Here is a 14,425-nt window from a genome sequence, read left to right on the forward strand (position 1 = left end):
CTGAACACAGCGCCCCTCCGCGCCGGGCCGCTTCTGTTCCTCCGCGTATCATTGGCCTCATGGCCTCTGCGCACCTCGTCGCCGCTCTCGCGCTGGCCTTCGCCGTGCTGACGGCTGGCGGGGTGTCCTGGCTGTGGCACCGGCGCAAGGTGCGCAGGCAGCAGCGTCAGGACAGTTGGCGCGAGCTGTGCCTGCGTCTCGAGTTGGTGCCCCAGCCAGGAGCCGCCCGGATCGCCACGGGCGAGCTTCCGGAGACGCTCTTCCTCCTGCACGACACCGGCGCTCAATGGCTGGTGGAGCTGCCCCTGGCCCAGCCACTGCTGCCGCCTGGCATGCGCCTCCTCTCCTCCGACGCTCCCAGTCTCCCGCCCCACGTCAGAATGCTCCCGCTCGCGTGGGCATCCGCCTCCACGCCTCCGGGGCTGTGGGCCTGGCGCGTGGAGGGTGAGGGGGAGGCGCCCTCCGACAGGGTGGATGCCCCGCATGCATTCCTCGTGGAGGCCGCGCGTGCCATGCAGGCTCACGCCCCCCTTCGGGTGGAGCCACGGCGGATGATTCAGACCCTTCGCACGGGCGCCGTGCTCTCCGTCAAGGAGGTGCGGGAAGCGGTGCGTGCCCTGGATGCCACCGCGCGCGGCTGGCTCGAGGTGGCGGAGCACCACGGGCTTCCACGCGTACAACCCCCACCCGAGCCCGAGCCCGAAGCCCCGCGAGCACAAGCCCCGCAGCCCGAGCCGGCGCGGCCCGACGCCTCAGCCGAATTCGTCGTGGACTTCAACGCGCTGCCTCGCGCGACGCGCGAGCGCCTCGTCGCCGGCACCAGCCCCCGGGGTGAGGTGTCCCCCATCCTGGCCGACCGCAGCTTTCGCGGCGGTCCCTGGTGGACCTGCGCCGTGGTTGGGATTGGCGCCTTCTGCCTCTACCTCCTCTACCACCAGGTCGTGACGGGAGAACTCAACCGTCCGTGGCGGGACGAGCCTTGGCTGAACCTCCTCAACTGCGCCCTCACCGTGTTCAGCCTCCTCGCCGCCGTGCTCGTCCTGCTCTTCCAGGACACATGGCGTAAGGCGCTGCCCTTCCACCCCGGGCGCTACGTATTCCCCTTCGACTTCGTCGATGCCACCACCCGGCGGCTGCGCATCACCCCCATGACCGCGCTGGCCGAAACCCGGCGGGAGGACCACTACGCCAGGCGCCATCACACCCAGCCCTGCTACAGCCACACCACCCTCACCCTGCGCTTCAGTGGCCGCCGGCGCGTCGAGGAGTTCGAGATCGACGACCAGGCGCGGGCGTATGCCGCGGTCCGTCGCCTACCGGCTGGAAGCATGGCCCATCTCTCAGGGACCGAGGGGAAGGATGAGGAGACCCTGCGCGAGTTCGACCTGTTCCACGAGCTGCGCCGCCAGCCCGGAGGACTCCGAGCGCTCCGCGACCATGGCCCGGTGGAGGGCTTCGGCGGAGGTCCGCTCGTCCGGGAGCTGCCGACGCACTTGCGGCCGGCCGTCCTCCTCCTCGGGGCGTTCATGGTCAGCCTGATGCTGAGCCCCTGCCTCCTGCTGGGGAGCGACCGCTTCCATGACGATACCGCCTTCAAGGAGGCACAGAAGGACAGCAGTGGCCGCGCCCTCAATGCGTACGCCCTCGGTAACGGGCGCCACGCCGCCGAGGCGCGTCGGCTCGGCATGCAGCGCAGCCTCCAGGACTGCGAGACGCAGGACACCGAGCAGTGCTGGAAGTACGTCCTGTCGCTGCGTCCCGTGGAGCCCGGGATGGAAGAGGTCCGGGCGCGCATGCGCAGCGCCGCGTTCAAGGCCACCCCCCGCACCGTCGCCGGGTGGGAGGCCTTCCTCAAGCGCTACCCGGACTCGGCGGAGGCCCTGGAGGTGCGAGCGCGGCTGCTCCCCGAGGCGCAGCTCCGGGAGCTGCCCACCCACTCCGTCGTCGCGCTGCGCCGCTTCCGCAATGGGAACCCACCCCCCGGGGCGGACGCGCAAGCCCAGGCCCAGCTCCAGGAGTTGTTCGCCGCTGCCCGGGCCGGGTATCTGAACGAGGCTTCCCCCCAGAATCCCCAGGCAGTCCTCTTCATGAGCAGGCTGCTCACGCACCTGGAGTCCTCCGAGTCCTCCGTGGTGCCCGTCAGCTTCCGGCGCCAGCTCGCGCCCTCACTCAAGAGCGCCGACAGTCTGCTCTGGCAGGCGGCCCAGGACACGAGCGTCACTCCGGTCTCGGGTCACTTTGGCGCATCGAGCATCGAGTGGCTCGAAGGCCATACCGTCAAGGCGCTGGGAAATGCCTTCCGTCGGGTCCTCCCCGACGGCCTGCTCACGCTGGTGCACGGGGACCCGCTGCCCGCGCAGGCGAAGGACACCGGCGAGGCGCGCCCGAGGATCGACATCGACTACACGGTCAGCTGGACCGGGATGACCTACAAGCACGAGCACAGCGGGCGTCAGTTCGCGCGCATCCAGTTCGACTTCGCGGTGACCCTGCGCATGCCAGGGGAACAGCCCGTGCGCGTCAACCTTCAGGTCAAGCCGCCCAAGGACGTCCCGGTCCACGACCCGGACCGCGTCCCCAGCAGCTCAGCCGTCTACAACGTCATGGCCCAGCGCGCCTTCGAGGCGCTGCGCGAAAAGCTTGGCACGGCCTTCTTCCGTGCTGACAGCAAGACCTTCCAGGCCCTCGCGCAGCAGGCTCCCTGACGCAGGATTCACTTCAAGGGGACGCCTGGGGGTTCGTGAATCCGATGAGTTGATGTCCCGCGACGACGCGGACGGTGTTGTCCGGCGGCGTCGGGTTCTTCGTGAGCGCGGCGCCATTGCGCATGAACGCGGTGCGAATGCGCGTCATGGGGCTCGAGGCGTGGGCCTGGGCCAGCAGGGCAGACGCCTCCGCGGGGATGTCCACGAAGCCGAGTGCCCCCGGCGCGATGCACGTGAGGACGACCTGCTTCGCCTTCGCCGGAGGCAGCGCGAAGGGGACAAGGCCCGCCGTGGGCCCGTCCGTCGTCTGGAGCTGGATGATGGTGAACTCCGCCGAGCCGCACTCGCCCCCCTCTCCCGCGCATCCCAACCGGAAGGCGCGGCCGTCCAGGGGAACCTGGCCGAGCAGCCCCACCGTGGCCGTGTCGGCCGTGAAGGCGCTCCCGAGGGTGGCCACCGTCGTCTCCGGGAAATGGAAGGGCGAGCCGTCCCTGGGAGCGATGCGGACCCGGACCTGGTCGGAGTCCCGGAGCGGATCCCCAGGGGCTTCATCCTCGGGAGTTCCCGGCACCGGCCCCGCGCCAGCAAGCACCTGGTAGGTGCCCACGGTGGGCGCCGGATCCGCGCCCGGCGCCTTCGCCACCCGCACCTCCGTGGCCCCCGTCACGGAGACGATGGGGAAGCTTCCGCTCCCCGCCAGCGCGCCCCGGAGGCTCAGGTAGCGCCCCACGTCGTCCGGAACGAACGCCGCGCCCTGGATGGAGACCCGCGCGGTGTTGGGCGGTGCCCCCGCCCCCGCGACCGCGTGCTCCAGCACGAGTTCCCCCTCCCCCGCCGCGGTCGGACAGACGTATCCCGCGCCGTCCTGGAAGACACACGCCGGCCCCAGGCTCGCGCTCGTCCCATTGATGGTCAGCGTGCCCACGTCTCCGGCGGGCCGTGGCGGCGGGTCGGACGCCATGTCGTAGACCCAGACCTTGCAGCCCGTGATCTGCCCCGGCTCCTCGTCATAGTCGGGAGCCCGCGTCGCGGTGCTCATGTCCACGAGCACGGACACCCCGTGTCCAAGGTGCGGCGCCCCCAGGAGCCTGCGGTCCTGGATGGAAATCGTGCCTGCGTGGGTGGAGGCCACCGTCCCCGAATCGGGAGGCCCGCCGGGGTCCTCCATGGGACACCCACACAACGCCAGAAGGACCACGAGCCCGGGGATTCTTGATGCCGACATGGGAGCTCCTTGCCTGCGCTTTGAAGTAATCAGTGATTACATCCAACGGATAGAGCCGCGCCCGGGTCCGCGCAACAAAATAAGCACTGATTACATTGAGCCCGCGTTGCGGTGTGGGATGGGGCCCCCTATGCTCGCCGCACCATGTCCGAGCGCCGACGGCCCATCGCCAAGAAGTCCCCGTCCGCGTACCACCACGGTCACCTGCGCGAGGCGCTGATGGCCGCCGCGCTCCGGCTCATTGGAAGTGGAGAGGACGTCAACCTGCGCGAGGCGGCACGGCTCGTGGGCGTGTCACCTGGCGCTCCGTTCCGGCACTTCCGCGACAAGGCCGCGTTGCTGTCCGCCGTGGCCGAGGAGACGATGCGGCGCTTCCGCCGCGAGGTCGGCGGCGCGCTCGACGCGGCGCCAGCCACTCCGGCCGCGCGGATCCACGCGATGGCGATGGCGTATCTGCGGTTCGCGCTGGGAGAGTCCGCATACTTCCGGGCGTTTACGCGCGCGGGGGAGATTGGCTTCTTCGACAGCGACTTCTTCAAGAAGGAGAACCAGGAGACGCTGGACCTGCTCGACAAGTTGATTCTGGAAGGACAGCAGCGCGGCGAAGTCGCGTCAGGTGACCTGCGCATCGTGCACCTGGCGTCACGGGCCTTCGTCTATGGCCTGGGCCGCATGTACGTGGAGGGGCACTTCTCACGCATGGGGCTCGGCGAGGAGGACCCGCTCTCGGTGGCGCAACAGGCGCTCTCGGTCTTCGAGCAGGGGCTCTTGCGCGCCAGCCCCTCCCGCCCAAGAGGACCGTCCTCCCGCGCCTCCAAGGACACGCCTCCTTGACGCCCGTGGATGGGATTCGGGGCTACCTCTTCGGCACGTACCGCATCGCCACCGCCCCCGAGCCCAACTCCAACCGGTCCACCAGCTTCAAGTCGACAACCTTCGACAGCCCCGCGAACAACGTCGGTCCATGGCCCACGATCCTGGGGTGCACCACGAACTCGTACTCATCAATCAATCCCAGCTCCGCCAACGCCAGGGGGAGCTTCACGCCTCCCACGAACAGTCCCTTGCCCGGCTCCTGCTTGAGCTGCTGAACGGCCTTCCCCAGGTCCCCGCGCAGGAACTCCGCGTTCCAATCGACCTGCTTCAGCGTGGTCGACACGACGTACTTCCTTGCCGCGTCAATCGTCCGGGCGAAGAGGTCCATCTCCTCAGGCTTCACCCCCGTTCGATCCGACGGACGAAACGCTGCCTCCATCATCTCGTAGGTCACCCGCCCGAAGAGGAGGGCATCGGCCCGCTCGAGGTTCTCTTGCGCGTGACGATGCAACTCTTCGTCCGCGAAGCTCTCACGATGATCGCAGCACCCGTCCAATGTGACGTTGATGGAATACCGAAGAGGTCGCATGCCCCCAGGATACCGTCGACGGGGTGACTGACAACGAGGGGAACTCCGCGCGGAATATGGGCAGGCACGTTCATGTTGCCCACACTTTCTCCAAACATGACCCCAGCCCCTTCCGTGGTCTCGCCCTCCAGCGTCGAGGCCCGTCCCGTGGACTCCAGCGAGCGACTGGCGCTCCTCGACGCGCTGCGTGGTTTCGCCCTGTGCGGCGTGTTCATCTCCAACGTGATGGTGTGGTTCAGCGGGAGGGTGTTCCTGCCCCGAGAGCAGGTCCTCGCGGCGATGAACGACGCGTCGCTCGCCGACACCGTCGCCTGGCACGTGTACACGACGCTGGTGGCAGGAAAGTTCATCACCCTCTTCTCGTTCCTCTTCGGCCTCGGCTTCGCGGTGCAGATGGGCCGCGCCGAGGCGCGAGGGACCTCCATCACACCGCTCTATGTCCGGCGGCTGGGGGTGATGCTGGTGATGGGGCTCTCCCACCTGTTCCTCATCTGGTACGGCGACGTCCTGAGCTCGTACGCGGTGCTGGGGTTCGGCCTGCTCCTGTTCCGGGGGCGCTCGGACCGGACGCTGCTCATCAGCGCCTTGCTGTTGGCCCTGGGGTGGTCCGTCATCAGCGTGGCCATCCTCAAGCTCCCGCAGTTGATGGCGGACACACCGGAGGCTGGCGCGGCCATCGTCAAGGCGGCCAACGAGAAATCCGCGGCCATCCGGGCGGAGACGCTGGCGGCCTTCACCCAGGGAAGCTTGTTGGACGCGACAAAGGCGACCGGCTCCTTCTTCTTCCGCGACTACTTCCCGATGCTGCTGGCCATCCTGCTCCCTGTGTTTGGCCGGTTCCTGCTGGGCCTACTGGCGGGGCGCCGCCGCCTCTTCCACGACGCGCCCCAGCACCTGCGGCTGTTCCGCCGCATCCTCGGGTGGGGGCTCGTGGCCGGAGTGATTGGCAGTGGCAGCGGCCTGGTGCTTCAGCAGCTCATGCTGAAGAAGGTCTTCACCCCGGAGACGCTGCCGGGCTGGGTGCCCTTCGCCATGGCGCCGCTGCGGAACCTGGGCGAGCTGGGCTTCGCGGCCGTCTACGTGTCCGGCATCACCCTGCTCTTCCAGCGAGCCCTCTGGCAGCGGGCGTTGGGGCTACTCGCGCCGGTGGGGCGCATGGCGCTGACGAACTACCTGTCACAGTCGATCATCAGCTCGCTGTTCTTCTACGGGTACGGCCTGGGCTTCATCACGAAGCTGAGCCCCGCGGCGTGCGTGGCGTACTGCCTGGCCGTCTTCTGCGTCCAGGTGGTGTGGAGCCACCTGTGGCTGTCGAAGTTCCGCTTCGGCCCCGCGGAGTGGGTGTGGCGCTCGCTGACGTATGGAAAGGCCCAGCCGATGCGCCGTGACGACGCCGCTGGACAGCGCACGACGGCGCCGGCGTAGCGCTTCGACGAGGAGGGAATGCGCCCATTCCGCCTATGCTTGGGCGCGTGAACACCTCAAGACTGAAGCCGTGCGCATTCCTGGCGGTCTCCCTCTGGCTGGCCTGTACGGGCCAGCTCGGCCAGGACGTTTCCGTGGAAGGCCCTCCCGATTCGGGCGTGCGCCCCCTGGATGACGCCGGGACACAGCCAGACGCCGGGCCCGGTGACGCGGGCGTCCCGGATGCGGGCAGTCCCGATGCGGGCAGTCCCGATGCGGGCAGTCCCGATGCAGGAAGCCCGGACGCGGGGCTGCCCCCCATCACGAGCGCCCGGGTCTTCTTCTCCGGACACAGCCTGCTCGACAACCCCATGCCCGACCATTTCGACGACATCGCCACGAGTCGAGGCAAGGACTTCAACTGGAACCAGCAGAACGTGATTGGTTCACCCCTCCGGGTGCGGACCTGGGGCAACAACGGATGGGAGGGCTACCGCTCGGGCAAGAACCGCTCGGGTGACAGCATGAACGTGGTCCAGGAGCTGTTGTCACCCCGGACGCTGGGCCCGGGAGAGAAATACGACACCCTCCTCATCACCGAGCGGCATGACCTGCTGGGCACCATCGAGTGGGAGAACACCATCGGCTACCTGCGGCACTTCCATGACCGCTTGATCGCCGGGAACCCACAAGCCGTCACATACTTTTATCATACGTGGCTGGACCTCAACAAATCCGACCCGTCGCAGTGGATTGCCTATGAGAAGAACGCCCGGGCCGCCTGGGAATGTGTGTCTTCCAAGGTGAACCTCACGTTGCAGGCCGATGGACGGCCGGACCGCGTGGTGGCGCTCCCGGGGAGCACGGCGCTGGTCCACCTGGTGGAGCGCGTCATCGCGAACGAGGTGCCTGGCCTCAGCGGTTCGACGTCGCAGAAGCTCAACGTGCTCTTCAGCGACAACGTCCACCTGACGTCCCTGGGCGCCTACTACATGGCCGCGGTCCACCATGCCGCCGTGTTCCGGGAGTCGCCCGAAGGGGCCCGGGTGCCTTCGGGCGAGAACGCGGCGACCGTCCAGGCCCTCCAGCGCATCGCGTGGGACTTCGTGAGCGCCTATTACGCGCAGCCGGGCGCGGGCGAGCGGACGATGGAGGACTGCCGCACGCGAATCCCTCGGGACGTCTGCCCGGGCTTCTGGGCGATTCTCGGGAGCCCCCAGAACGTCGAGGGCTGCCAGCGCTTCTTCGGCAACGCGGCCCCGGGCTCGGGCGGAAACCCCTTCGTCTGGCCTGATCCGAACTGGCAGCCGCTACCCCCTCCGTAGCCACGGCGTGTGGCTCGTCGCGGAGACGAGCCCCGCCTCCGGAGGAACCGAGCGCGGTGCTTGAGGTTGCATCCAGGATGCTGGGGACGCGGGAGCACCGAGGTTGTCGCGCTGGAACGGAGCCGCTCGCTCAGAGTTCCACGTCGTAGGCGGCGGCCATCCGTTTGACGTCGACTACCCGAACGTGAGCGAGTCGCCGGGCATCAGCGAGGGGGAGTCAGCCGTCTGGTTTCCCCACTGGGCCTTGCGAAGCTGGAGCGCCCGGTCGGTGACGCCAAGCCGCCGGGCGGCGCGCTGGAGGCTGCCCTGCTCCTCCGCGAGGGTCAGCCGGATGGCCGTGTCCGAGGCGATGCGGCTGATGTCCTTGAGCCCCACGCCGCCCCTGAGCGCGCGGCGGATGGACTGGGTGAAGGACGTGTCCTGCCACCACGTCGCCGACTCATTGCCCACGGGCCGCTCGTCGGGCGGGATGTCTCCCACGGTGATGGGACCATCCCCCACGTGGCTCTTGCAAATTCGGCTGACGAGTTGGCGCAGGTCGCGCACGTTTCCCGGATAGTCGCGCGTGAGCAGGTACTCGCGCACGGGCTCTTCCAGTTCCAGGGGAGGCCTGCCCGGGCGCATCGTCTGGAGGAAGTGGTGTACCAGGGGCAGGAGATCCTCCATCCGCTTGCTCAAAGGGGGCAGGTGGCAGATCCAACTGGAGATCCGGTGGAAGAAGTCGCGCCGGAAGCCCCCCTGCTCGACCTCCTTGGCCAGGTCCCGGTTGGTGGCGCAGATCAGCCGGAACCGGGTGTGCTGCCAGGAATTACCGCCCACGCGCTTGTAGGTTTGCTCCTGCACCACGCGCAGGAGCTGCGCCTGAAGCTTCAGTGGCAGTTCGCCCACCTCGTCGAGGAACAGCGTCCCGCCGTCGGCCAGCGCGAATGCTCCGTCTCGCGAGTTGGCGGCGCCGGTGAAGGCTCCCCGCTCGTGGCCGAAGAACTCACTACCGGACAGCTCGGGGACCACCGTCGTGCAGTCGAGCGTCACCAGTTCCCGCTTGTCCGGGCGGGGATCCAGCGCGTGGATGAGGCGGGCCACCTCCTCCTTGCCGGTCCCGCTCTCGCCTAGCAGCAGGACCGAGGAGTCGGTGAAGGCGGCGGCTTCGACGATCTGCCGCAACAACCCGAGCCAGGCGGCGGAACGGCCCACGAGCCGCTCCTGCACCAGGGGCGAGGCGATGAGCCGATCCACTTCGAGCCAGCGCTCCAGCCGCGCGGCGATCTCCGCCGCCGGACTCGCGCAGCGGTCCCAGGCCAGGACATCGGAGAGGCCCGCATCGAGCAGCATCCAGCACGCGTCGTTGCCGAGCACCGCGCTGGAGGTGGCCACGCCCAGGACGCGCGCCTCCGGGCACTGTCGCAATTCGTTCGCGGCCTCCAGGGTCGCCGGGGCTACTTCATCGAAGACGAGCAACCCCGGGCCGGAGACCTCTCCCATCCTGACGGGCTTCACCTTCACACCCGCGGACTGCAAGGCCTGCTCCATGACGGGGAAGGTGCTACCGGAGCGCTCCACCAGCCGGATCCAGGCCTCGAACATGTGAAAGCACCTGCATGGTGTTGGGTGAGGCGCAATCTATCGGCAGGGCCGCAATGAATTGCAAGGGAGCACCCGCATGACCTTCCCACCATCAACAAGCCATCACCCCCAGGCCGCACTCATTTGCATCAATATGCAAGACGAGGAATACGAAATTATCAAGATATGGAGCAGACGGATGCGTCCGGGGCGCGGGACGCCCTCGGGCATCTGAACAATTCCTTCCAGCGGACATACGAAGCCGGCTTCGCCCACACAGAAGTGGACTTCGGCATCCCGGCTCGGGCGATGAACCGCCAGGCCCCTGTCCCGGCCGAAACACCCGAGCCGAAGCCCATCGACTGCTGGCACTAGGCCTGCAGAACCGGCCAGCCGGCGACAGACCACCGCAAGAGAGGAGCATTCGGATGCACGACACGAAGCGCGCGTACCCGGTGTTGGAGGGGGAGTTCGACGGACTGGCGGCGGAGAGGCTGGAGGTGGGTCCCCTGCGGTGGCCCTGGCTCTTGTACGGTTCTCCCGTCGAGGCCCGGTACGAGATTGAGCACAGCATGCCGTCGAGAACGGGGCCCGTCCGCCGCAGGGACCGAAAGAGAGCGCGCGCGGCACCATACACCAAACCCATCAAACCCAAGCAACAGAAAAAACAACCGAAGCGACACGAGCAAGAACAGGCAAATAATATAAAGCCAAACACACAATTAACAGAACGCTACATCCTCAGAGCCAGCACGAGACAAAAAGGAACAGCAACAAACAACCCCGCACGACAGCACGCAAAGACAGGGCAGGCGCCAGTAAAATTCACAGAAGAAATGACATACACAAACAAAAACGGCATAACAAAAACCGTCAGATTCATAGGCTACAACCCCATACCACAGAAGGGCGACATGCAAGCTGGCCACATCAAAGGAAAGCAGCACGGCGGCTCCGGAACGGATTTGTCCAACATCTTTCCTCAGAACCCGATCGCCAACATGCACCCCTATCCTGGCAGGGCGTTCACGGACATCCATTCGCATAGGCACAATTCAAAAAAGTGGATAACAAAAGAGGAGAACTGGAAGCGGAAACACCCAAGGGCGGTGGAGCCAAGAAAATGGCATAATGTTCCGATGTCTTGGCGAGAATGGGAGGATAAGAAGCGAAGAAAAATGAACCAATATCCTTCCCAGGATATCCCCGTCGTTTGGACGGGCATCTACTGATTCACGCCCCGGAAGAGTCCGTCGTGTCTGCCAGGTTGAAGGAGCATGAGAGGCTTGGCGCTGCGTGAGGAGCAACGGAGCAAGCAGGAGGAATGCTTCCTCACGATGGAGAACCAATGTCTGTGTGAGAGGTGAGCGGCGGTGTTGATGACGTCCCGAGGGCGAGTTCAGCAGCAAATTGCCGAAGCCCTGGGGACGACGCCACGCAACATCCGGCGATTCCTCACCCGCTATCTGGCGAGCGGCTTGAAAGGGTTGAGGATTCAGTGGGCACCGGGCTGCATGCCATTGAATCCCGAGGGGCTGGCACCCACGACGTTGGGCTGGGTCCAGCAGGGGCCCTTCGTGCGGATGCTTCACGCCAGCAGCAGGAGCAGCAGCAGTTGAACGAAATGAACGCCAGGCGCAAGCAGGTGACATCGCCCTCTTGAGTCAGGGCGAAACGAGATGACCGATTTACAATAGACGCAGGAAGGTCGCTGGCTTCGCGGCACGCGCTCTTTCGTCAACGTGCGTTCAGGATCTCCCAGCCCTCTGTCAGGTTGCTCAACGTTGCGGCACGGGTACCTCAAGGCAGCGTTTCACCGATTAATCCTGCCCTCACGAGCCGAGCCGCCCGAGACAGCCCAGCCCGGGGACGGCCCAGCAACCGCAACAGGTTGCCGCCCAATACCAGCTGTTCCGCTGGCGCGGGGAGCTGGAGTTCCCGCACCTTGGCCAGCTCCACCCCCGGGTGCAGCCAGGGTCCGTCACTGCCGAAGAGCAGTTTCTCGGGGCCCGCGCGCCGAACCGCCTCCACCAATAGATCGAAGCGGCGCACGCCCGAGGTGTCCGCATGGACATTGGGGTGTCGCACCAGCATGTCCAGCAGCGCCCGCTGTGCCGCCCAGTCATCCGAGAAGCTGCCCAGGTGCGGGATGATGAAGGGCACGCCGGGGTACTCGGTGGCCAGCAACTCGATGGGAGCGACCTGGCCCATCACGTCGTAGAGGATGGGTAGACGGAAGGCCCGAGCCGCCTCGCACACCTCGCGGGTGATGCGGGCGTCGCGGCGGTGCACCTTGAGGCCACGGAGGCCGAGCTCAACGGCCTCCGCCACCATCGCGAGGACCCGACCCCGGTCCCGTGCCGGGTGGACGAAGGCGAAGCCGTAGAAGCGCTCCGGATGGCGCGCGACGATGCGCGCCACCTCGCGGTTGGCCTCCGCGTAGTCGGAGTGGAAGGCCGGGAGGAGCACCGTCCGGTCGATGCCGGCCCGCAGCGCGCGGCGCCGGTAGAGGCCCAGCGGCGCCGCCGTGTCCCAAGGGCCCGTGAAACCATCCCCCTGGCCGGCGTGGCAATGACAGTCGATGACCATCACTCGTCATCCGGCTCGAGCGGCGGCACGTAGGCCGGCGCAATGACATACGGCCAGGATCTGAGATAGCGCAGCCACGGCCACCGGTGACGGGGCCCGCGCACGCGACCGGCCCCGAGCATCCACGGGTACCCCCGGCGGCGCAGGGCCCGGTACCGGAACCCGCCCACCCTCCGCCCCCCGCGGAGCTCGCCCTCCCCTTCCGTCTCCAACTCCTCGGACAACTCGTACCAAGGCCTCATGTCCTGGCCCTCCTTTCCGGGCACCACATCCCCCTGCCGTGTCAGCCGCGCGGATCCGGCTCACGGCGCCGCTGCTGCTGCAGCCGCTGGCGCAGGTGCACCGAGGGAGGCAGGTTGCGCTCCGCCAGCCGCTGCTGGTCCGTGGTGATGCCCGTCAGGTCCACCCCCGTCACCGCCCGGTACGCGTGGATGTAGCCCTGGATCTCCGGCCGCCAGTACCTGGCCCAGTTCGCCGCCCGATGCGGGTCATTCACCAGGCTCCAGTCCCCGAAGCGGATGGACAGCAGGAGCTGCTCACCGAAGACGGCCAGGTCGTGGAAGTGCACCGAGCTCACGTCCGTCCAGCCGTAGAACGTCTTCAACGCGTCCACCCGGTCCATCCACGGCTCGGGGTACGGCACCATCACCCGGCCGCCGAGGAACTCACGCATCTCCGGCCGCCCGAGAATCCACTGCTGCATCAGCATCTCCTGGCGGGCGGTGGACGGCAGGTCGCCGAACTGGTTGTGCGCGCCCTGGGCCAGCAGGTAGTGCGTCTGCTTGATGGAGTTGAGCACCGCGAAGCCATCCGCCACCACGGTGGTGTCATCATCCTGGCGGAAGAACTGCGCGCACTGGTTCAGCAGGTTGTTGAAGGACTCGAGGAACTTCGAGCGCCGCTCCACCCCGCGCGTCCGCGCCACCGCCTTGCCGTGCAGGCTGAAGCCATACTGGTGCTCGTACTCGAGCGACCTGCGGGCCACCGACAGCTGGTGCTGCTCGTCCTGCACGTACCCCCACAGCACGTTGTTCAGCGAGCGCAGCGGATCCAGCTCCAGGTTCTCCAGCGGATCATGCTCCCGGGGAGAGGAGAGGTTCTGGAAGCGCCGGCTGACGTGATTCATGCCCTGGACGAGCATTCCCTCTTCGTGCCAGTAGCTCCAGATGAACTCGAGGAAGCACGGGTACGCGAGCTTCTCCCGGATGATGCTCACGAAGCGGTCCGTGTTGCCGTCCCTCAGCTGCTTGTCGACGGCGGGCGACAGCGGCACGTCCGGCAGCTTGCGCCGGATGATGGCCAGGTAGGGAAGGACGAGCACGTCGTCACCCGGCTTGCTGTCCTCCGACAGCCGGGTGCGGTAGGCATTCCAGCGGTCGAGGAGCGCCTGGGGCATGGGCCCGGTCACGGGGTAGCCGAGGCGGCCCGCCTCCTCCTCCAGGTCGACGTCCTTCACGAACTTCTCGAAGTCGCGCAGCCCCTCGCAGTTGACCATCACGAAGGACTCGGTGGCCACCTTGAGCAGCAGGTACGCATCCACGCTGGGGTACGGCAGCCGCAGGTGCGAGGTCCGCGGGGACGGGCCTCCCGGCTCGGGCACGGCGGAGAAGTCCGAGCCTTCCGTGCGGAAGAGCACGCGGTCGACGAACTCCACGTAGCGGGAGTACGAGAGGCTGTTGGTGCCCTGGCGGATGAGGAGCCAGAGAATCTGGTCTCGCGTGGGGGGGTGGTTCGTGCGCTGCAACGTCACCGGCACCGAGCCAGGCACGCCCCGAGGCGCGGGCGGGGGCACATGCAGGAGCGGCCCCGGGCTCGAGCCGCCGTTCAGCGTCTCCAGCGTCTCGCGCACCACCTGTCTCACCGTGGTGCCGTGCATCCCGGGCGGATCCGCGGCCTCCGGCGTCCAGGCGGTGACCAGCACCTCGGTCTCACCGGTGCGCTCGTGCAGCAACTCCCCCCGCGCCCCGAACTCCTGGAGCGTGACGAACACCTTGTAGGTGCTCGGCAGCAGCCCCCCGGTGTGCCACTGCGCGGTGCCTGACTCGCTCTCCTGGGGCCGCACGACGCCCGCCGCCACCCTCCAGCGGTACGTGCACCGGCGGACCGTGGTGTCGAGCACCTCGGGAGACGCGGTCAGGTTGATGATGCCACCCGCGGTGATTGCCGCGGGCGAAGCATGGATATTGACGCCAGCCATCGTTCATCCTCC

11 protein-coding genes are annotated in these 14,425 nt (G+C 67.4%); 6 read left to right on the forward strand and 5 right to left on the reverse strand.

What is annotated here, in order from left to right; all coding sequences use genetic code 11:
• Positions 1 to 59 precede the first annotated feature (59 nt).
• Positions 60 to 2,705, forward strand: coding sequence for a hypothetical protein (locus NR792_RS21230; RefSeq protein ID WP_375754495.1), 2,646 nt, complete (start codon positions 60 to 62; stop codon positions 2,703 to 2,705).
• A gap of 13 nt (positions 2,706 to 2,718) precedes the next feature.
• On the opposite strand, the gene NR792_RS21235 is transcribed toward NR792_RS21230, so the two are convergent.
• A complete protein-coding gene (locus NR792_RS21235) occupies positions 2,719 to 3,762 on the reverse strand; it encodes a hypothetical protein (protein WP_375754496.1) in 1,044 nt (347 codons plus the stop codon).
• A 312-nt stretch (positions 3,763 to 4,074) separates the two neighbouring features.
• Here NR792_RS21235 and NR792_RS21240 point away from each other — a divergent pair, with 312 nt between their 5' ends.
• Positions 4,075 to 4,764, forward strand: a complete 690-nt coding sequence (locus NR792_RS21240) for a TetR/AcrR family transcriptional regulator (protein ID WP_375754497.1) — start codon at positions 4,075 to 4,077, stop codon at positions 4,762 to 4,764.
• 22 nt (positions 4,765 to 4,786) lie between these two features.
• Here the strand turns inward: NR792_RS21240 and NR792_RS21245 are convergent, their stop codons facing one another.
• Positions 4,787 to 5,335, reverse strand: coding sequence for a dihydrofolate reductase family protein (locus NR792_RS21245; protein WP_375754498.1), 549 nt, complete (start codon positions 5,333 to 5,335; stop codon positions 4,787 to 4,789).
• A gap of 96 nt (positions 5,336 to 5,431) precedes the next feature.
• On the opposite strand from NR792_RS21245, the gene NR792_RS21250 reads away from it, so the two are divergent.
• Entirely contained in the window at positions 5,432 to 6,760 is a 1,329-nt protein-coding gene (locus NR792_RS21250) for a DUF418 domain-containing protein (RefSeq protein WP_375754499.1), read from the forward strand.
• Between the two features lie 134 nt (positions 6,761 to 6,894).
• Positions 6,895 to 8,064, forward strand: a complete 1,170-nt coding sequence (locus NR792_RS21255) for a hypothetical protein (RefSeq protein ID WP_375754501.1) — start codon at positions 6,895 to 6,897, stop codon at positions 8,062 to 8,064.
• A gap of 174 nt (positions 8,065 to 8,238) precedes the next feature.
• Here NR792_RS21255 and NR792_RS21260 read toward each other — a convergent pair whose 3' ends face one another.
• Positions 8,239 to 9,648 carry a sigma 54-interacting transcriptional regulator gene (locus NR792_RS21260; protein WP_375754502.1) on the reverse strand — a complete coding sequence of 470 codons (1,410 nt, stop codon included), beginning with the start codon at positions 9,646 to 9,648 and terminating at the stop codon, positions 8,239 to 8,241.
• 407 nt (positions 9,649 to 10,055) lie between these two features.
• Here NR792_RS21260 and NR792_RS21265 point away from each other — a divergent pair, with 407 nt between their 5' ends.
• Positions 10,056 to 10,859, forward strand: coding sequence for a hypothetical protein (locus NR792_RS21265; RefSeq protein WP_375754503.1), 804 nt, complete (start codon positions 10,056 to 10,058; stop codon positions 10,857 to 10,859).
• A gap of 147 nt (positions 10,860 to 11,006) precedes the next feature.
• On the forward strand, positions 11,007 to 11,246 hold the full coding sequence (locus NR792_RS21270) for a hypothetical protein (RefSeq protein WP_375761658.1): 240 nt from the start codon (positions 11,007 to 11,009) through the stop codon (positions 11,244 to 11,246).
• A gap of 181 nt (positions 11,247 to 11,427) precedes the next feature.
• On the opposite strand, the gene NR792_RS21275 is transcribed toward NR792_RS21270, so the two are convergent.
• The gene (locus NR792_RS21275) at positions 11,428 to 12,216 is read right to left on the reverse strand and encodes an amidohydrolase family protein (RefSeq protein WP_375761659.1); all 789 of its coding nucleotides are present in this window, start codon (positions 12,214 to 12,216) and stop codon (positions 11,428 to 11,430) included.
• A 283-nt stretch (positions 12,217 to 12,499) separates the two neighbouring features.
• Positions 12,500 to 14,413: a hypothetical protein gene (locus NR792_RS21280; RefSeq protein WP_375754505.1), complete on the reverse strand. Its 1,914-nt coding sequence runs from the start codon at positions 14,411 to 14,413 to the stop codon at positions 12,500 to 12,502.
• Positions 14,414 to 14,425 lie beyond the last annotated feature (12 nt).

Origin of the sequence: Corallococcus exercitus (assembly GCF_042231735.1) — a bacterium.
Taxonomy (GTDB): domain Bacteria; phylum Myxococcota; class Myxococcia; order Myxococcales; family Myxococcaceae; genus Corallococcus; species Corallococcus exercitus_B.